13 protein-coding genes are annotated in these 15,131 nt (G+C 67.8%); 7 read left to right on the forward strand and 6 right to left on the reverse strand.

What is annotated here, in order from left to right; translation table 11 throughout:
- Positions 1–9 precede the first annotated feature (9 nt).
- From JL100_RS34580 to JL100_RS34595, 4 genes are all read right to left on the reverse strand, one after another.
- On the reverse strand, positions 10–1,125 hold the full coding sequence (locus JL100_RS34580) for a prohibitin family protein (RefSeq protein WP_202683282.1): 1,116 nt from the start codon (positions 1,123–1,125) through the stop codon (positions 10–12).
- Complete coding sequence (locus JL100_RS34585; RefSeq protein ID WP_202683283.1) at positions 1,122–2,765, reverse strand: cyclic peptide export ABC transporter; 1,644 nt, start codon at positions 2,763–2,765, stop codon at positions 1,122–1,124. The genes JL100_RS34580 and JL100_RS34585 overlap by 4 nt, the downstream gene beginning before the upstream one ends.
- A gap of 107 nt (positions 2,766–2,872) precedes the next feature.
- Entirely contained in the window at positions 2,873–3,589 is a 717-nt protein-coding gene (locus JL100_RS34590; RefSeq protein ID WP_202683284.1) for a thioesterase II family protein, read from the reverse strand.
- Entirely contained in the window at positions 3,586–4,161 is a 576-nt protein-coding gene (locus JL100_RS34595; protein ID WP_202683285.1) for a hypothetical protein, read from the reverse strand. The genes JL100_RS34590 and JL100_RS34595 overlap by 4 nt, the downstream gene beginning before the upstream one ends.
- A 542-nt stretch (positions 4,162–4,703) precedes the next feature.
- Here JL100_RS34595 and JL100_RS34600 point away from each other — a divergent pair.
- Positions 4,704–5,213, forward strand: a complete 510-nt coding sequence (locus JL100_RS34600; protein WP_228421745.1) for a YcjF family protein — start codon at positions 4,704–4,706, stop codon at positions 5,211–5,213.
- Positions 5,214–5,581: 368 nt separating this feature from the next.
- On the opposite strand, the gene JL100_RS34605 is transcribed toward JL100_RS34600, so the two are convergent.
- Together JL100_RS34605 and JL100_RS34610 are read right to left on the reverse strand one after the other, a co-directional pair.
- Positions 5,582–6,235: a hypothetical protein gene (locus JL100_RS34605; RefSeq protein ID WP_202683287.1), complete on the reverse strand. Its 654-nt coding sequence runs from the start codon at positions 6,233–6,235 to the stop codon at positions 5,582–5,584.
- 92 nt (positions 6,236–6,327) lie between these two features.
- Complete coding sequence (locus JL100_RS34610; RefSeq protein ID WP_202683288.1) at positions 6,328–8,685, reverse strand: ShlB/FhaC/HecB family hemolysin secretion/activation protein; 2,358 nt, start codon at positions 8,683–8,685, stop codon at positions 6,328–6,330.
- A gap of 307 nt (positions 8,686–8,992) precedes the next feature.
- Here JL100_RS34610 and JL100_RS34615 point away from each other — a divergent pair, with 307 nt between their 5' ends.
- The 6 genes from JL100_RS34615 to JL100_RS34640 all read left to right on the forward strand — a co-directional run bounded on the left by JL100_RS34615 (position 8,993) and on the right by JL100_RS34640 (position 14,963).
- Complete coding sequence (locus tag JL100_RS34615) at positions 8,993–9,700, forward strand: hypothetical protein (RefSeq protein WP_228421716.1); 708 nt, start codon at positions 8,993–8,995, stop codon at positions 9,698–9,700.
- Between the two features lie 112 nt (positions 9,701–9,812).
- Complete coding sequence (ehuR, locus tag JL100_RS34620; RefSeq protein ID WP_202683290.1) at positions 9,813–11,228, forward strand: MocR-like ectoine utilization transcription factor EhuR; 1,416 nt, start codon at positions 9,813–9,815, stop codon at positions 11,226–11,228.
- A gap of 35 nt (positions 11,229–11,263) precedes the next feature.
- Positions 11,264–12,028, forward strand: coding sequence for a GntR family transcriptional regulator (locus JL100_RS34625; RefSeq protein ID WP_202683291.1), 765 nt, complete (start codon positions 11,264–11,266; stop codon positions 12,026–12,028).
- 93 nt (positions 12,029–12,121) lie between these two features.
- Positions 12,122–12,328: a hypothetical protein gene (locus JL100_RS34630; RefSeq protein ID WP_202683292.1), complete on the forward strand. Its 207-nt coding sequence runs from the start codon at positions 12,122–12,124 to the stop codon at positions 12,326–12,328.
- A gap of 168 nt (positions 12,329–12,496) precedes the next feature.
- Positions 12,497–13,492 carry a hypothetical protein gene (locus tag JL100_RS34635; RefSeq protein WP_202683293.1) on the forward strand — a complete coding sequence of 332 codons (996 nt, stop codon included), beginning with the start codon at positions 12,497–12,499 and terminating at the stop codon, positions 13,490–13,492.
- The gene (locus JL100_RS34640; RefSeq protein ID WP_202683294.1) at positions 13,482–14,963 is read left to right on the forward strand and encodes an MBOAT family O-acyltransferase; all 1,482 of its coding nucleotides are present in this window, start codon (positions 13,482–13,484) and stop codon (positions 14,961–14,963) included. The genes JL100_RS34635 and JL100_RS34640 overlap by 11 nt, the downstream gene beginning before the upstream one ends.
- The last annotated feature ends 168 nt before the right edge of the window (positions 14,964–15,131 follow it).

The raw sequence follows: 15,131 nt of genomic DNA on the forward strand, positions 1-15,131 counted from the left end.
GTTCGCCGGTCATGGCGTCTGCCGTCCCGGCGGGGCGGCGGGCGCTCCCCCGAGGGGAGCGGGCGGCAATCCGGGCGCGGCCGGCTGCGGGGCGCCCCCCGGCGCGGGGGCGGGCAAAGTCTTCCGGGTATTGTCGTCCGGCGGTATCGCCAGGCGCAGGGGCGGCGGCTGGAGCTCGGTCAGGCCGCTCGGCTGGTTCAAGGCTCCCGGCAGCAGCACAGTGCCGCCGCCGGCCCCCGGGGGAGGGCCGTCGATGTTGCCCAGGATCAAGGGCAGGCCGGAGCTGCCGGAACCGATGATCACCACCTTGGCGTTGGGCGACTGGGCGAGCTGGAGGGTGGCGTCGATCCCCTTCCATTGCAGGTAGGCCTGGGTGATGCCCTCGCCGATGATCTCCTGGAACTTGCGGATGCCGTTCGCCTCGATCTCGCGCCGCTGGGCCTCGCTGCGCTCGCGGTTCAGGCGATGGACATATTCCAGCGACAGGTGGTACTGCTCGACCTTGCGGACGATGGACGCCTGCACGTCCGGGGGCAGCTGGATCGACCGGATCAGGATGTCCTCCAGCTTGACATACTCGACGTCGATCAGCTTGTCGGGATTGAACTGGGTGACCAGGTTGTTGCGGACCTGGGCCTCGATCTTCTCCTGGATCTCGACCCGCCTGGTGTAGATCTCGTCCGGCAGGTATGTGGCGAAGATGTCGCGCGCCTGGGACCCGATCTCCGGCAGCAGCAGGATGTCGGTATAGCTCTTGCCGATGTACTTGTGCAGGATCGGGACGTTCTCCGCGACGATGCGGTATCGGAAAGCGATGTTGACCGTCATGTTCAGGCCGTCGCTCGACAGCACGTCGAAATCGTGATGCACCTGGAGCAGGCGGGCGTCGTAGATGAACAGCTCGTCGAACGGCGCGATCAGATGGATGCCTTCCGTCCAGACCGTCGTGGTGTCGGTGCCGCCGAAGAAGCGGCGCCACAGCACGCCCACGTGGCCCGACGGGATCGAGATGACCGACATGGGATACAGCAGGCCGGCCAGGAAGGAGAGGATCAGCAGCATCATCGTCACCTTCATCAGGTGACGCCGGAAAAACGCCTTGATGTGCCCCCAGACGGAACTCAAGCGTGGTCTCCTTGATCAGAGCTGTGGTCGCCGGAGTCGTGCCCCTCCGGAACGAAACGCCCTTCCTCCATGTGCAGGCGGCGGTCGGCCAGGTGGAAATAGCGGTCGTCGTGGGTCACCGCGACGACCGTCTTGCCCATGGCCTTGAACGCCGGCAGCAGCTCTTCGTAGAATTTGCGGCGGAAGATCGGGTCCTGGTCGGCCGCCCATTCGTCCAGGACGATGATCGGCCGGTCCTCCAGCAGCGCCACGATCAGCGCCAGGCGCTTCTTCTGCCCGGCCGAGAAATCCAGGCTCTCGAAGTCGCGCCCGGACATCGACACCTTGTGATCGATCTCCATCTGCCGGAGCAGGGACGAGACGTCCGCCTCCGGCAGGCCGTACAGCCGGCGGAACAGGTGGTAGTCGGTGAACACCGCCGCGATCAGGCTGCGGTAGGCTCCGTGGCGGCGCTGGTCGAGTTGCTTGCCGTCGAGCAGGATGCGGCCGCCGTCGGGCCGGTAGAGCCCGGTGAACAGCTTCAGGAAAGTCGACTTGCCGGCGCCGTTGCCGCCGGTGATGAAGATCATCTCGCCCTTGTTCACGTCGACGTCGAACGGGCCGACCGAGAACCGGGTGCCGTACCGGGGGTCCACGTAGGAGAAGGTGACGTTCTGGAACTCGATCCGGGTGAAGGCGTCGACCTCCTCCTCGGTCGCCGTCGGGTCGATCCGCTCGGACAGGGTCCTGGACAGCCGCTCGATATTGTCGGTCGCGGCGTTGGCCATGGTGATGGCCGGGATGGCCTGGACCAGGCTGGTGATCGGCCCGATCAGGAACAGGACCGCGGCGCTGGTCTTCAGGGCCACGTCGCTGAAGGTCGGGCTGAGGGCCGGCACCACGAACACCATCGCCGCCAGCATCAGGTAGAAGATCGACTGGGCGAACAGGAACTCGTTGCTGATGCCGATCTGGGTCTTGACCTTGGCCTCGGTGGAGGCCGACGAGACCTCGTCGAAATGCTCCTGCAGCTCCCGGCTCCGGGAGATGTTGAGCTTGACCTCCTTGTAGCCCGAGAGCAGGTCCGTCAGCCGCTCGAAAAGCTGGTTCTCCAGCTGGAAGGACAGCTCGACTTCCTTGCGGAGCTGCCCGATCCGCGCCAGATGGGTCGACGCCGCGATGGCGGTGATCGCGATCGTCAGCATGAAGGCGGTCGACGACAGGACGTAGATGTAGGCGAGCGTGAACACCAGCAGGATGCCGGACTGGCAGCCGTTGACCAGCATCGGAACGCTGGACGAGATCGCCTGCGTCTCCTTCGTGATCATCGCGAAGATTTCGGAACGCCCGATTCCCTCCAGCGTCGTCAGGTCGGTCTGGCGGATCAGCGAGATCAGCCGCTTGCGCAGGCGGTGGATGATCTCCTCGACCTCGCGGGTCGTCGTGCGCGAGACGTAGCGCTGCGCCAGCACCTGGATGCCCATGGTGGCGGCGAACATGATCATGTCGGCGATCTGGGCGCCGCCGTCGTTGGCCAGGTCGGCGGAGCGGTTGATGATCGCCAGGATCATGGCGTTGCCGAGCCCGGCCAGCATGGCCATGACCGCGACCTTGTAGGGCGACGAGCGGCTTTCCCGCAGGACCAGCTTGATGAATGTCATTCAGCGGCGGTCCCGGAAAGCTGCGTCCCGGAAAGCTGCGTCGCGGCCGGGACCGATCCCGCCGCAACCGCGTTCGCGCAGATTCGATTCGTCACGACCAGCCCGCCTCATGCGTCGCGGAGCAGGGCGGCGATCCGCGCGATCACCGCGTCGCGGGCCGAGGAAAGATAGAAATGGTCGCCGGGAAACAGGGTGACGGAGCTGGCGCCGGCGGCGTGGTCCCGCCATTCGCCCAGCTCCTCCACCACCACATGGTCGTCCCGCTCCCCGCACAGCACGTGGATCGGCAGGGCCAGCGGCGCCGCTAGGGTCGGCCGGTAGGTCTCGCAGGCGCGGAAGTCGGCGCGCAGGACGGGAATCACCAGTTCCAGCAGTTCCGGATGGGCCGCCACTTCCGCCGGGGTGCCGCCGAGGGCCACGACCCGGGCGATCAGCGCCCGGTCGTCCAGGTGCGACACCGGCTCCAGCAGCCGGGGACGGTGGGGCGGCTCGCGCCCCGACACGAAGAGGGCGCAGGGCTGGGGCACGCCCCGGCCCCGCAGCCGCTGCGCCAGCTCGTAGGCGACCATGGCCCCCATGCTGTGGCCGAACAGCGCGTACCGGCCGGCCGGCTGCCGGTCGAGCGCGTCCAGGACGCGCATCTCCGCATGCTCGGCCAGGGCGCCGATGTCGGATAGCGGCTCCTCCGCGATCCGGTCCTCGCGGCCGGGGTACTGCACCGGAACGACCCGGAAAGGCGCCGCGGAGACCCAGGACCGGTATGCCGACGCACCGGCGCCGGCATGGGCGAAACAGAACAGGGTGATCGGTCCCGTACCCGTCATGCCGCCCCCGGGCGGCCCAGGCCGCCGACCCGCCTGACATACTGCTCCGCCAGGGCGACGGAATAATAGGCCCCCACCGCGGCCCCGAGTCCCATCATGAGGAATCCGCCGCCCACGAAGGCCGCCAGGCCCAGGCCGGTCACGCTGCCGATGGCGCTGGCCGACGCCGTGACGGTGTCCGACGCCGTGACGGTGTCCGACGCCGGCTGCGGCGCGGCCTCCGGCACGGTGGCGGGAAGGGCTTCGGTCAGGGCGACCGGCGATTCGGCCGGCATCGTGTCCGCGAGTACCGGAGCCGGCGCGGCCGACTCGGAGCCGAGGACGAGCGCCACGGGCGCCGGCTCGGGAGACCCGGCCGGGAAAGCCGGTCCGGAAAGGGTCGATTCGCCTTCGAACGGCGTGTCGGTGCCCTGCTCCGGCCCGGCCTGTGAGACGTCAGCCTGAGTCACGTCAGCCTGTGCCCCCTCAGCCTGCGTCACGCCGAAGTCGGTTCCGCCGGACTCCGGGCCGTCGATCCCGGCGTCGTCGGGCCGGGTGATCGAGCCCGCCGGGGGCTCGAAAGACCCAGCCATTCCACCGCGTTTTCTGGGTGCCATCACAAGCCTCGCATCTTTGTCGGAGGGCCGGCTTCCATCGCCGCCGATCGCCGCGGATCGGCGGAGGCGCTTCGCGACCAGCCGCCGGAGATATAACCATACCACGCATGGATTAGCCATATTAGCTTACCTATCGATTACGAAGAGGATAAGCTCCCAGGCCGGAACAGGCGCAGCCGAACCCGCCAAAGTCTCTACCTTTGGCTTAAGCCTTATGATTTAGCCAAAACGCGCCCGAGATGAAAGCGCTGTAAAGCGGCACGCGGCGAAACAACGCAAATTGTCACTTTTACATAACAGGGAGCCAGGCGATGTTACTCTGAGTTTCGATCGCGAGTAACCGACTCGGCCCTGCGTTACGGCGCATACGCGAATAAGCATTTATGTGAGTGCTTTTAAGCGCGTCTAACCCTTATGCGAGAGTTTATGCTTGCAGTAACCCGAAAAGCGTTTATACACTCCCGTCAGTTGCATTGGCGCAAGGTGTGGCCCATTGCTGTTGAGCGCTACCCGACGATCTGCGCCGAGGCGGTAACCAGGCCACGGAGAGAGTTATGAGCAACGAACGTATCAATGACGCCAACAAGCTGGTTTCGCGCTACGCCCTGTGGGCCGCCGGCGGCGGGCTGATTCCCGTCCCGACGCTGGACATCGCCGCGATCGTGGCGGTCCAGATCAAGATGGTCGCGGACCTGTCCAAGCTGTACGGCGTTCCCTTCAGCCAGGATCGCGCCAAGACCGTGGTCAGCGCCCTGATCGGCGGCGTCCTGCCCGGCGCCCTGGCCGGCGGTTCGCTGGCCGTGCTCGGCACCGTGATCAAGCTCATCCCGATCGTCGGCACCGCGGTCGGCATGGCCGTCAGCTCGGGCTTTGCCTATGCCCTGACCCAGGCGGTTGGCAAGGTCTTCGTGCTGCACTACGAGACCGGCGGATCGCTGCTGAACTTCGAGCCGGAGAAGGTGCGCAGCCACTTCGAGAAGGAGTTCAAGGGCGCCCAGGCCGCTCCGGAAACCCCGGTCGCCGCCTAAGGCGGGCAGCCGGCCGCTTCCCCGTGGCCGGGATGCGCGGACCGTTCCGCGCATCCGCCCGGGAATGATGTCCGGTTCGTCAAAAGGCTTGGTCAGGGGCGGAAGCCCCCTTTTCGTCATACCCGGACTTGATCCGGGTATCTCCCTGCACGGCGTCGCTGATGAAGCCTGCAAGCGATGACCGGGTCAAGCCCGGTCATGACGATGAGGGGGGGATGGATGCTCTGCCGGAAATGAGCGCGAGCGATGGACTGTAGTACAGTCTGCCGGTAAGGCTTCTCCAGGTTGACCGGCAATGACCATACCGCGCAGCCCGTGCCAGGGAACCAGGAATGCCGCCCCTTCTCTTCACGCTCCTCTACGTCTTCCTATCGATAGTGGTCGGCTTCGTCGGCAGCGACCGCCGTTGCCGCTTCATAGGCGCCTTCGTGCTCAGCCTGCTCTTCACGCCGCTGGCCACGTTCCTGGTGCTCTACATGACCGAGCCGGTCAAGCGGACAGCGGTCAAGGCACGCTGAGTCCCCTGCGCGCGCCATGGCCCGCGGTGCGGCGCTCCATTTCACGAACTCGAAGCTGTCCCGCGCGATGACCCGCCCCGGGATCCGCGACAGGGGCGTTCCCATCCGGTCCAGCGTCGCCATGTTGTCGATGTCCAGCCGCATCGGCGCCGCCGCATTCCCCTCGTCCAGCCACAGCCTGCCGAACAGCCGCTTGGAATAGCCGGGCGACCCCACCGCGGTCGCGAGGGTGGCCCCCTCGACCGGTTCGAGCGCCGTGAAGGTCGGCTCGGCCAGTTCGACCTCCGCATACACGGGATAGGAACCGTCGGCATCGGCCGGGGAGGGCGCCCTGACATGCAGGGTCCGGACCCGCCAGGGATGGCCGATCCGCCGCTCTATGGCCGCGCTGACGGCGTCCCGGATCGGAGTGGCCCTGGCGGGTTCCCGCTCCGGGTACCACCACGCGGCGCCGGCCGCGATCAGGGCCGCGAGAGCCAGCGCGTATCCCGCCCGTGATGCCATGGCGCGTCTCCCCCACAAGTCCTTTCCAGGATAGCAGAGAGGGGAGTCGCGCCCCGCGGTGGCAAAAGCATTAGCCTGCGATCTTCGGTCGGTCAGAAACTTGCCTGGAGCCCGAAGAAATATTGTGGACGCTTGGTCGGCAGGTTGCCCGACGTGTAATAGGCGCGGGTCAGCGGTTGCGCCACGACCAGTTCGCCCGACAGCCACTGGGTCAGCAGGAAGCGGGCGCCGGCGACCACCGAGGCCGCGTCGTCCATGGGCTTCTCCCCCGCCAGCAGGTCGCGCCGCCAGGTCCGGCCGAAATCATACCCGGCATAGAGCTGGTAGCCCTGGAAATAGGGCAGGCCGACCGCGCCGTTGTATTGCAGCTCCGCCTTGGTCGCCACGCCGTGGTCGCCCATGATGATCGTGTTGTTGTAGCCGCGCCCGTATTCCTTGCCGCCGACGCTGAACTGCTCGGGGCCCAGCAGGGGGTCGAAGGCGTACTGTCCGGTCACGCCCAGCGCCAGGGCGAGCCCGGTGGCGCCCAGCGGCTGGGTCCTGGTAATCTCGGCATTGACCTTCTGGTAATCGCTGACGCCGTTTTGCCTGGTGGAGTATTCGGCGCCGGTCTTGCGCGCGCCGAAAATGTCGAGTCCCTGGCTGAACTTCGCGCTGAACGCCGTCAGCCCGTGCAGGCTGTCGACGAAATCGAACCGGCCGCCGATCCGGAGGCTGCGCGTGCGCGAATTGGACAGGATGAAGGTCTGGCTGCCGAAGAACGGGGAAGTCAGCGGAGTCGCCTGCGCCAGGCTGTTCAGGTAGTCGAACTGGGCCGAAACGGTCAGGTTCTCGATCGACGACCGGATCACCGGATAGGACAGGCTGGCCGTGAACAGCGAGCCGAAGCTTTCGCCCTGCTGGTCCTTCAGGTTGGCGCCGGGCTTGCCCAGCGTCCGGCTGTAATAGGTGGACAGCTTCAGGCCGTCGGACGTCAGCGGCTGGTCGTAGCCGATCCCGAGGATCCTGACCTCCTCCGGATCGATCATGGTGATGTGACTGAGCGACAGCCGCTCGTTGAAGCCGAGCGCGCCGGCGGCGGAACCGCTGGCCATCAATTCGATGATGCCGGTCGGCTGGGATCCGCGGTTGTCGAAACCGACGCTGCCGCTGAAGGTCTTGCGCGCCAGTTCGAGCGTGGCGATGCCGCCCGGCTCCTTCGGCGGCGTGATCGAGCGGATGCTGATGCCCGGAATGTCGCCGAGCAGCAGCGAGTAGCGGTTCAGCGTCGCGATGGTCAGGGGCCGGACGTTGGCGACCCGGTTGGCGGTCCGGTACACCAGGTCGTCCGGCGGAACCTCCTTGCCGTCGAGCAGGACGACCACCCGCGACGCCCAGATCTCGTTGACTTGGATTCGGGCGGCGCCGTCCACGACCGACTGGGCCGGGATCCTCACCTCGGGCGGAACATAGCCGTCGGCCCCGTAGCGCCCGCGGATCTTGCCGGCGATGGTATAGAGGTCGGCGAGCGAGATCTCCTTGCCGATCGAGTCGGCATAGAGCGGTGCGAGCGCGTCCGCCGGATATGTCGTGACGCCGGCGAGGTCCAGCCGGTCGAGCCTGAACCGGATCCGCTCCGCGCCGGGCGGCGGCTTGTCCTGGTCGAGGCCCGGCGGCACCTCGATGCCGATCCGCTCCAGCGTGGCGGGGGCGCGGCGGCTGAGTTCCACGGTCACGGCGACGCTCTGGTCCGGCTCGATCCGGCTTTCCAGATGGACCACGAACAGCCCCAGTTCCCGCTGCAGGCGGTCGCGGGCGCTCTCGAACACGGCGCGGGACAGCGGCCGGTCGGCCTCCACGTCGGCGATGATCCGGTCCAGCACGGGGTCGGAGCCGGCCGGGGCGCCGTCGATCGTGACGACGGTGCGGTCCACGGCGAACTCGTCGATCCGCAGCTTGACGGTGCCGTTGTTGATCTTCTGCGGCGGCACGCTGACCTTGGGCCGGAAATAGCCCAGCGCCTCGTACCGCTCGGCCACGGCGGCGGCGGCCTCGAACACCTGGAGCAGGGAAACCGTCCTGCCGGCGAGCGGCTGGGCGATCTCGTCGATGGCCGCCTGCCCGACCGGGGCGGGCTGCTCCAGCTCGAAGGTTCGGAAGGCGAAGCGGATGGCGCCGGCGTTGCCCGGCGGGTGGGTCTGGTCGAGCAGGACCGGCACCTCGGGATCGGTCGAGGTCACCGGCAGGTCGGGCCGGGCGAACTTGTCGTTGATCCTGTCGATGTCGGTCTCGCGCAGCAGGGCCGGGTTGCTGGTCAGGGAGGCGGGCGGGCCGACCTGGGCGACCGCGGGAGCCGCCGCGGAAAGCGCCGAAGCCGCGACGATCAGCGGCAGCAGGGCGGAGCCGCGAAGCGCCCCGGCCCGATGCCGCGACCGCCGGGAGGACATTCTTTCGTCTTGAGGATAGGTCATGGTGAACAGCACCCGCTCCAAAGCCCGGAATGGATGCATTTGTACTAACTAATATTATCATAGGAAACAGGTTTTTCCCGCTATCCTCGATCATTCCGAAAGATATTCTAGTAATCGCCTTCAAAAGGAGAAGCCGGCCCGCCGGCCCGTGGTGCGGCGCGGAATTCATTAACCAATATCCGGCAGAATTCCCCGAGCGAAACCGCAGGGTCGGCCGCGCGGACGCCGGGAACCGGCCGAATCGGCGGGCGGCGTCAGGACGGGGCAGATGGACAATACTCGGCAGACCGGACAGAAACAGGAATCCTTGTGGACCCTCGCGGCCGCCCTGATCCTGATGGGCGGCATCTTCGCCGCCGCCACGGCGCTCGACCGATCGGGCGCCGGGACCTCGGGGGCGGCCCGGGGCGCCGTCGTCCACGACCGGTCCTTCGCGGCGGCCCTGTCCCGCTTCCCGGAGGAGATGAGCCGGACCCGGCCGGAACTGTCCGGCAGCTTCGCCGACGGCGACGTCAGCGTCCGAAGTTGCCTGGATTTCCTGACGGCGACCGTACGCCCCGACCGGCTGCGCCACTTCGGCGGGCTCGCCGATTCGTATCATTACGACGACTGCCTGCCGCTCCGCGCAGCCTATCTGGGCCGCAGCCCGCGCGATTTCATCGGGCCGGACCAGCGGCTGGGGCAGATCCTGGGCGACCGGCTCGACCCGTCCCGGCTGAAAGACCTGCTGCCGGCCTGGATCAGGCCGGCGCGCAGGCTCCGCGATGCCGGCGCCGACCGGATCGAAATCCTGCCCCGCGGCATCGTCCTCCACCAAGGCGGCCGGGCGGTGGCGGTCGATGTGCTCGCGTCCGCCGACATCACGGGGCGCGGGATCGAGGATCTGATCATCCGCGTGACCGGTTCCGGCCCGGTGCGCTACGCTCTGCTGGAACAGGACCAAAGCGGCGCGCTGGTCCCCATGGACCGCCAAGCCGTCGTCCCCCATGCCGGCATCGCCAGCCAGCCGGACTGACCATCCCCGAGGCCGACAGGGAGCGGGAACTTTCCTTTGACATTGCAACCGCGCCAATGACCATATCGAGCCGATCCGATGGATCCTGTTGGTATGGTGGCCGAGAGACAGCATGACAGAGTGGCTTCCCGTCCTGGCGCCCGGGGGGCGCGGCGGCACCCGTCGGCAGACCAAGCACAAGGTGCTGACCGAGGCGATCATCGCCGACATCGACGCCGGCAGGCTGACCCGCGGCCAGCGGCTTCCGGCCCACCGGGAGCTGGCGCTGCGGCTCGGCCTGAGCGTCCAGACGGTGAGCGCCAGCTACAAGGAGGTCGAGCGGCGGGGCTATCTGCGCAGCGAGGTCGGCCGGGGCACCTTCGTCAAGGGCGGGATCGCCGAGGCGGGCGGCTGCAGGCTGGACATGCGGCCAAGCGGGTCCTTCGACCTGTCGGTCGTCCGGGCCGTCTTCACCGAACGGCACGACGCGGCCTCGCGCACCCTGCTGGCCGCGATGTCGCAAGCCGACAACACGCCCTGGATGCAACCCTGCCGCCCGGTCGCCGGTCTGGAAGCCCACCGTGCCGTGGGTTCCGCCTGGCTGGCCAGGCTCGGCCTGCCCGACGTGGCGCCGGACCGCATCCTGATCACCAACGGCACCACCCACGGCATCTTCCTGGCGCTCGCCACGGTGGTCCGCAGCGACGACCTGGTCGTGACCGAGGCGCTGACCGACCACGGTGTCATCGGCCTGTCCAACGTCCTGGGTTTCACTCTTTGCGGGCTGCCGACCGACCGCGAGGGCATCCTGCCCGACGCGTTCGAGGAGGCGTGCCGGACCGCCAAGGTCAAGGCGCTGGTCTGCACGCCGACCTTCACCAACCCGACCGGCACCCTGATGGGCGCCGCCCGCCGGCGGCGCCTGGCCGAGGTCGCGCGGGCCAACAACGTCTATATCATCGAGGACGAGGTCTATCGCCCGCTGATCGAGGACGAGCTGCCGTCGGTCACCTCGTTCGCGCCCGAACTGGGCTTCTTCAGCACCAGCTTCACCAAGTCGGTGATGACGGGATTGCGGACCGGCTATCTGGTCGTCCCGCCCCATTTCACCCTCCGGACCGCCAGCGTGCTCCGCGTCACCTGCTGGAGCGCGGTGCCGGCGGTCGCGGAGATGGCGGCGCGCTGGGTCGAGGACGGAGTCGCCGAGCAGCTGCTCCAGGTGCAGCGGAGCGAAATCCGAAGACGGCAGCAACTGGTCGCCGCGATCCTGGGACCCCACGTCGCGGGCGGCCATCCGCTGGCGCTCAGCGCCTGGCTGCGGGTGCCGGGCTACTGGACGGAGGAAGGGCTGGTCCGGACGTTGCGCGAACGCGGCGTCGCGGCCACCCCGTCCGAGCCGTTCGTGGTCGAGGCGGGCGAACCGCCGAACGCGCTGCGCATCTGCATCGGCGGCACCCTGACGCTGGAAGACCTGCGCGAGGCGCTGGAGATCATCGCGGGCACCTTCGCCCAGTACCCGGGCATCAACGACGCCTGTTTCATCGCCTGACCCGCAGGGCCGCGCTCGAGAGCTGAACCGGGACCATGACCGACCACAACCCCGCCGCACCCCCGGACGCCCGCCGACGCCGCGGCGGCAATCCGCCGACCGGATCCCAGCAGCGGTTCGAAGCGATCCATGGCGAGATCCGCGACCGGATCTGCCTGCTGCGCTATCCGCCCGGCCACACGCTGGGCGAGCACGACCTGGCGCGGGAGTTCGGGACGAGCCGGACCCCGATCCGCCGGGTGCTGCAGCGGCTGGAGCATGAGGGGCTGGTCGTGAGCCGGCACGGCGTCGGCACCATCGTCACCCTGATCGAGTTCGATGAGCTTGAGGAGATCGACGCCCTGCGCATGAAGCTGGCTGAGATCGCCGGCGAGCTGTCGCCGCTGGCGCGCGGCCCCGACGACGTCGCCCGCATGAGGACGCTGCTGGAGCGCTGCCGCGGCATCCGGTCCAGGATCGACCTGGAGGCGCTGGGCCGCCTCCACATCGCGGTCCAGCGGGAACTGTCCCGGTCCATCGGCAACCGGCCGCTGCGGGAGATCGGCGACCGCCTGTTCTTCCAGACCGCGCGGATGTGGCTCCAGCTGCTGCCGCGGATGGACTGGACGGCGGAAGTCGACGCGTTCGCGGGCGAAATAGCGGATCTGATCGGGGCTATGGAGCTGAACGACCTCGCCAGCCTCCACCGCATCCGCGAAAACCATATTTCGATGAGCCGGAGGCGCATTAAGGGATACTTCGGTCAGGAGATCCCTGCGGGAGCGACATCCCTCCTCCGGCCGGACAACGGAGTTATATAAAATGCGTGCTTAAACCGGGCGCTCCGGTCCGTTATCGTCGACAATCCGAAGGACTGTTCAGCGGTCAGATCGAAGCGGATCGGAAGCGACCAAATGCGGATCTCGACTGACAACGTCGAAGACAGAGGAGGCGGGCGCGGCGGCGCCTGGCCCGAAAGGCCGGGCAACAGGTCGCGGCTGCGGTCCAAGCAGGGCCGCCGTGCCGTCGCCGCCCTGGTGCGTCCGGGCATCTCCAGCCGGTTCCGGCCGGCCACCGTGGCACGCCACGGACAACGAAGCGTCCCCTGCGCCCCACCGTGAGGACGGCGTCGCGATAACGCGACCCTGTCGGCGCCGAAGATCCATCCCCGGGCACGCCTGCCGTGCCTGCGCGACGGCGCGCGCCGCCTTTCCGTCATCAACGTCACGTCGAACCGGGCTCCGCACCGCGGGTGCCCGCCCGGCCGACCATTGGGCGAAACCAGAAAAATGTCGAATACACCGTCCACCAGGGCCGCGCTGCGATTTAATATCGCCTTCCTGTCGTGGTGCGCCCTGTTCCTGGTCCTGGGCGCCGCCGGGCTCGCCGCCCTGGCGTCCGTCGATCGTCTTCCCGCGCCGCCGATCACGGCGACCAACTGCATCGACGAGAAGTTCAAGTTCCTCCGCGAGACGACCATCCGGGAACCCGACCTGCTGGCCGTCGGCTCCTCGGTCACCTGGAGAAACCTGGACCTTTCCATCCTCAAGGCCCGCTACGGCAGCGCCGTCCAGCCGCTCAACGCGGCGCCCTGCTATCTCCACGTGGACGAGACGGCGTTCTTGACAGGATTCCTGCTGGACAACATGCCGAGCGTCAAGACGGTGCTGTCGGTCTTCTCCATGCGCGATTTCGAAGCCTGCTCCGCCGGCGAGAACGCCTTCTTCCGGCCCGGGGATGCCCAAGGCTATGTCTTCGGCGGCAATCCGGGCTGGCATCTCTACTTCAAGAACTTCAGGCCGGGAGCCTTCCTGCGCGACGCCCTGACCCTGGCCGACATGCGGTCCGGGCGGAACATCGACGCGCCCCTGGTGATGGACGCCTACGGCTCGGGACCGCTGATGCTGCCGGAACCGGACATCCGCGAGAACGTCTCGGTCGATCCCGCCTGCCTCACGCAGCTGCGGGCCTTGAGCGAGGGTCTGGCCCGGCGCGGCGTCGAGTTCGTGGTCGTGCTGCTGCCGCCCATGCCGGCCTGGATCGCCGCCTACGATCCCGGCGGATTCCGGGACCGGGCCTTCCGAGCCGAGGTTTCCCGGCACCTGGAACGGACAGGAGCCCTGCTGATCGACGCCGCCAAGGGGCTGTCGCTGACGGACAAGGACTTCACGGACCATGCCCATCTGCAATGGACGTCCGTGCCGGCCTTCATGGATCACCTGATCTCCCAGATGGACCGGTCGAAGCTCGATTTCGCCGGCGGGGAAAAACACCATGCTCTTTAATTCCTGGGTGTTCATCGCCGCCTTCCTGCCGGTGACGCTGGTCGTCTACCGCCTGCTGGCGCTCCAGCCCAACCCGCGCCTGCCGCTGCTGTGGCTGACGCTGGCGTCGCTCTTCTTCTATGGCTGGTGGAACCCGTCGCACGTCCCGCTGCTGCTGGCCAGCGTGCTGTTCAACCACGCGGCGGGAGCGAAGCTCGCCGCGCTGTCGCGGGGGCCGGCCGGATCGACCAGGCCGCTGCTGGCCCTGGGCGTCACCGTCAACCTGCTGCTGATCGGCTACTTCAAGTACTCGGTCTTCGTGCTGGACAATGTCGGGGCGCTGGCCGGCATCGATTTCGGCATCAGGGCGCTGGTCCTGCCGCTCGGGATCTCGTTCTTCACCTTCCAGCAGATCGCCTATCTGGTGGACGCGGCGGAAGGCAAGTCGGCCGACTACGGCCTGGCGGACTACTGCCTGTTCGTGGCCTTCTTCCCGCAGCTCATCGCGGGGCCGATCGTCCACCACAAGGACCTGATGCCCCAGTTCAGCCGGCCGGAGAACCTGCGCTTCAGCCACGAGGGCTTCGCCCTGGGCCTGGCCTTCTTCACGGTCGGGCTGTGGAAGAAGGTCGTGCTGGCAGACCAGCTCGCCACCTATGCGACCCCCATGTTCGATGCCGCCGCGACCCATGCATTGACCGCCGCGGAGGCCTGGACCGGAGCGCTGGCCTATTCCCTCCAGCTCTATTTCGACTTCTCCGGCTATTCCGACATGGCGGTCGGCCTGGGTCTGCTGTTCGGCGTCTGGCTTCCCTTCAACTTCAACTCGCCCTACCAAGCGACCGACATCATCGATTTCTGGCGGCGCTGGCATATCACCCTGTCGGAGTTCCTGCGCGACTACCTCTATATCCGGCTGGGCGGCAACCGCCACGGCAAGGCGCGCCGCTACCTGAACCTGTTCCTCACCATGGTGCTGGGCGGGCTGTGGCACGGCGCCGGCTGGACATTCATCGTCTGGGGCGCCCTGCACGGCGTCTACCTGATCGTGAACCACGGCTGGCGGGCGCTGCGCTCCCGCCTGGGCCTGGGTAACGGGGGCCTGGGCGGCGTCTGGCTCGGCCGGGGGCTGACGTTCCTGTGCGTCACCGTCGCGTGGGTCTTCTTCCGGGCGACCTCCCTGGACGACGCCTTCGCCATCCTGCACGCCATGACCGGCGCCAACGGCTGGACCGCCGATCCCGTGCGGCTCGGGTCCGTGGCCGACCTGTTCGTCTATCGCCACGAGATCCTGATCGCGTCCCTGCTCGCCGTCTGCATGCTGGCGCCCAACTCCCAGGAATGGCTGCTCGGCACGGCCGGGGCCGGGCGGACGTGGCGGCTGCCCCGCTGGCAATTCACGCCGCTGTGGGCCGGCGTCGCGGCCTGCTGCTTCCTGTTCACCCTGACCCGCCTGACCTCGGTCAGCGAATTCATCTACTTCAACTTCTAGATCGCGGAGGGGCGGCGTCCTGCCGCCCTGGAACTGTGCCCGATCAAGTCGATCCGGCCGGGGCAGGCGGCCGGAACCTGACCCGCATCCCGCCGATCCCGCGCCATGCGCAGATAGTGCTGGATCGGCCGGGCCGGACTGCGGATCATCTCCGGCGGGTCATGCAGC

It is taken from the genome of Skermanella mucosa, from assembly GCF_016765655.2.
Classification (GTDB): domain Bacteria; phylum Pseudomonadota; class Alphaproteobacteria; order Azospirillales; family Azospirillaceae; genus Skermanella; species Skermanella mucosa.

What these genes read in the sequence shown, in the direction of transcription:
- ehuR (WP_202683290.1), top strand. Translation starts at nt 9,813, where the DNA reads ATGACAGAGTGGCTTCCCGTCCTGGCGCCCGGGGGGCGCGGCGGCACC.
- JL100_RS34585 (WP_202683283.1), bottom strand. Translation starts at nt 2,765, where the DNA reads ATGACATTCATCAAGCTGGTCCTGCGGGAAAGCCGCTCGTCGCCCTAC.
- JL100_RS34635 (WP_202683293.1), top strand. Translation starts at nt 12,497, where the DNA reads ATGTCGAATACACCGTCCACCAGGGCCGCGCTGCGATTTAATATCGCC.
- JL100_RS34590 (WP_202683284.1), bottom strand. Translation starts at nt 3,589, where the DNA reads ATGACGGGTACGGGACCGATCACCCTGTTCTGTTTCGCCCATGCCGGC.
- JL100_RS34595 (WP_202683285.1), bottom strand. Translation starts at nt 4,161, where the DNA reads ATGGCTGGGTCTTTCGAGCCCCCGGCGGGCTCGATCACCCGGCCCGAC.
- JL100_RS34610 (WP_202683288.1), bottom strand. Translation starts at nt 8,685, where the DNA reads ATGACCTATCCTCAAGACGAAAGAATGTCCTCCCGGCGGTCGCGGCAT.
- JL100_RS34630 (WP_202683292.1), top strand. Translation starts at nt 12,122, where the DNA reads ATGCGGATCTCGACTGACAACGTCGAAGACAGAGGAGGCGGGCGCGGC.
- JL100_RS34640 (WP_202683294.1), top strand. Translation starts at nt 13,482, where the DNA reads ATGCTCTTTAATTCCTGGGTGTTCATCGCCGCCTTCCTGCCGGTGACG.
- JL100_RS34605 (WP_202683287.1), bottom strand. Translation starts at nt 6,235, where the DNA reads ATGGCATCACGGGCGGGATACGCGCTGGCTCTCGCGGCCCTGATCGCG.
- JL100_RS34625 (WP_202683291.1), top strand. Translation starts at nt 11,264, where the DNA reads ATGACCGACCACAACCCCGCCGCACCCCCGGACGCCCGCCGACGCCGC.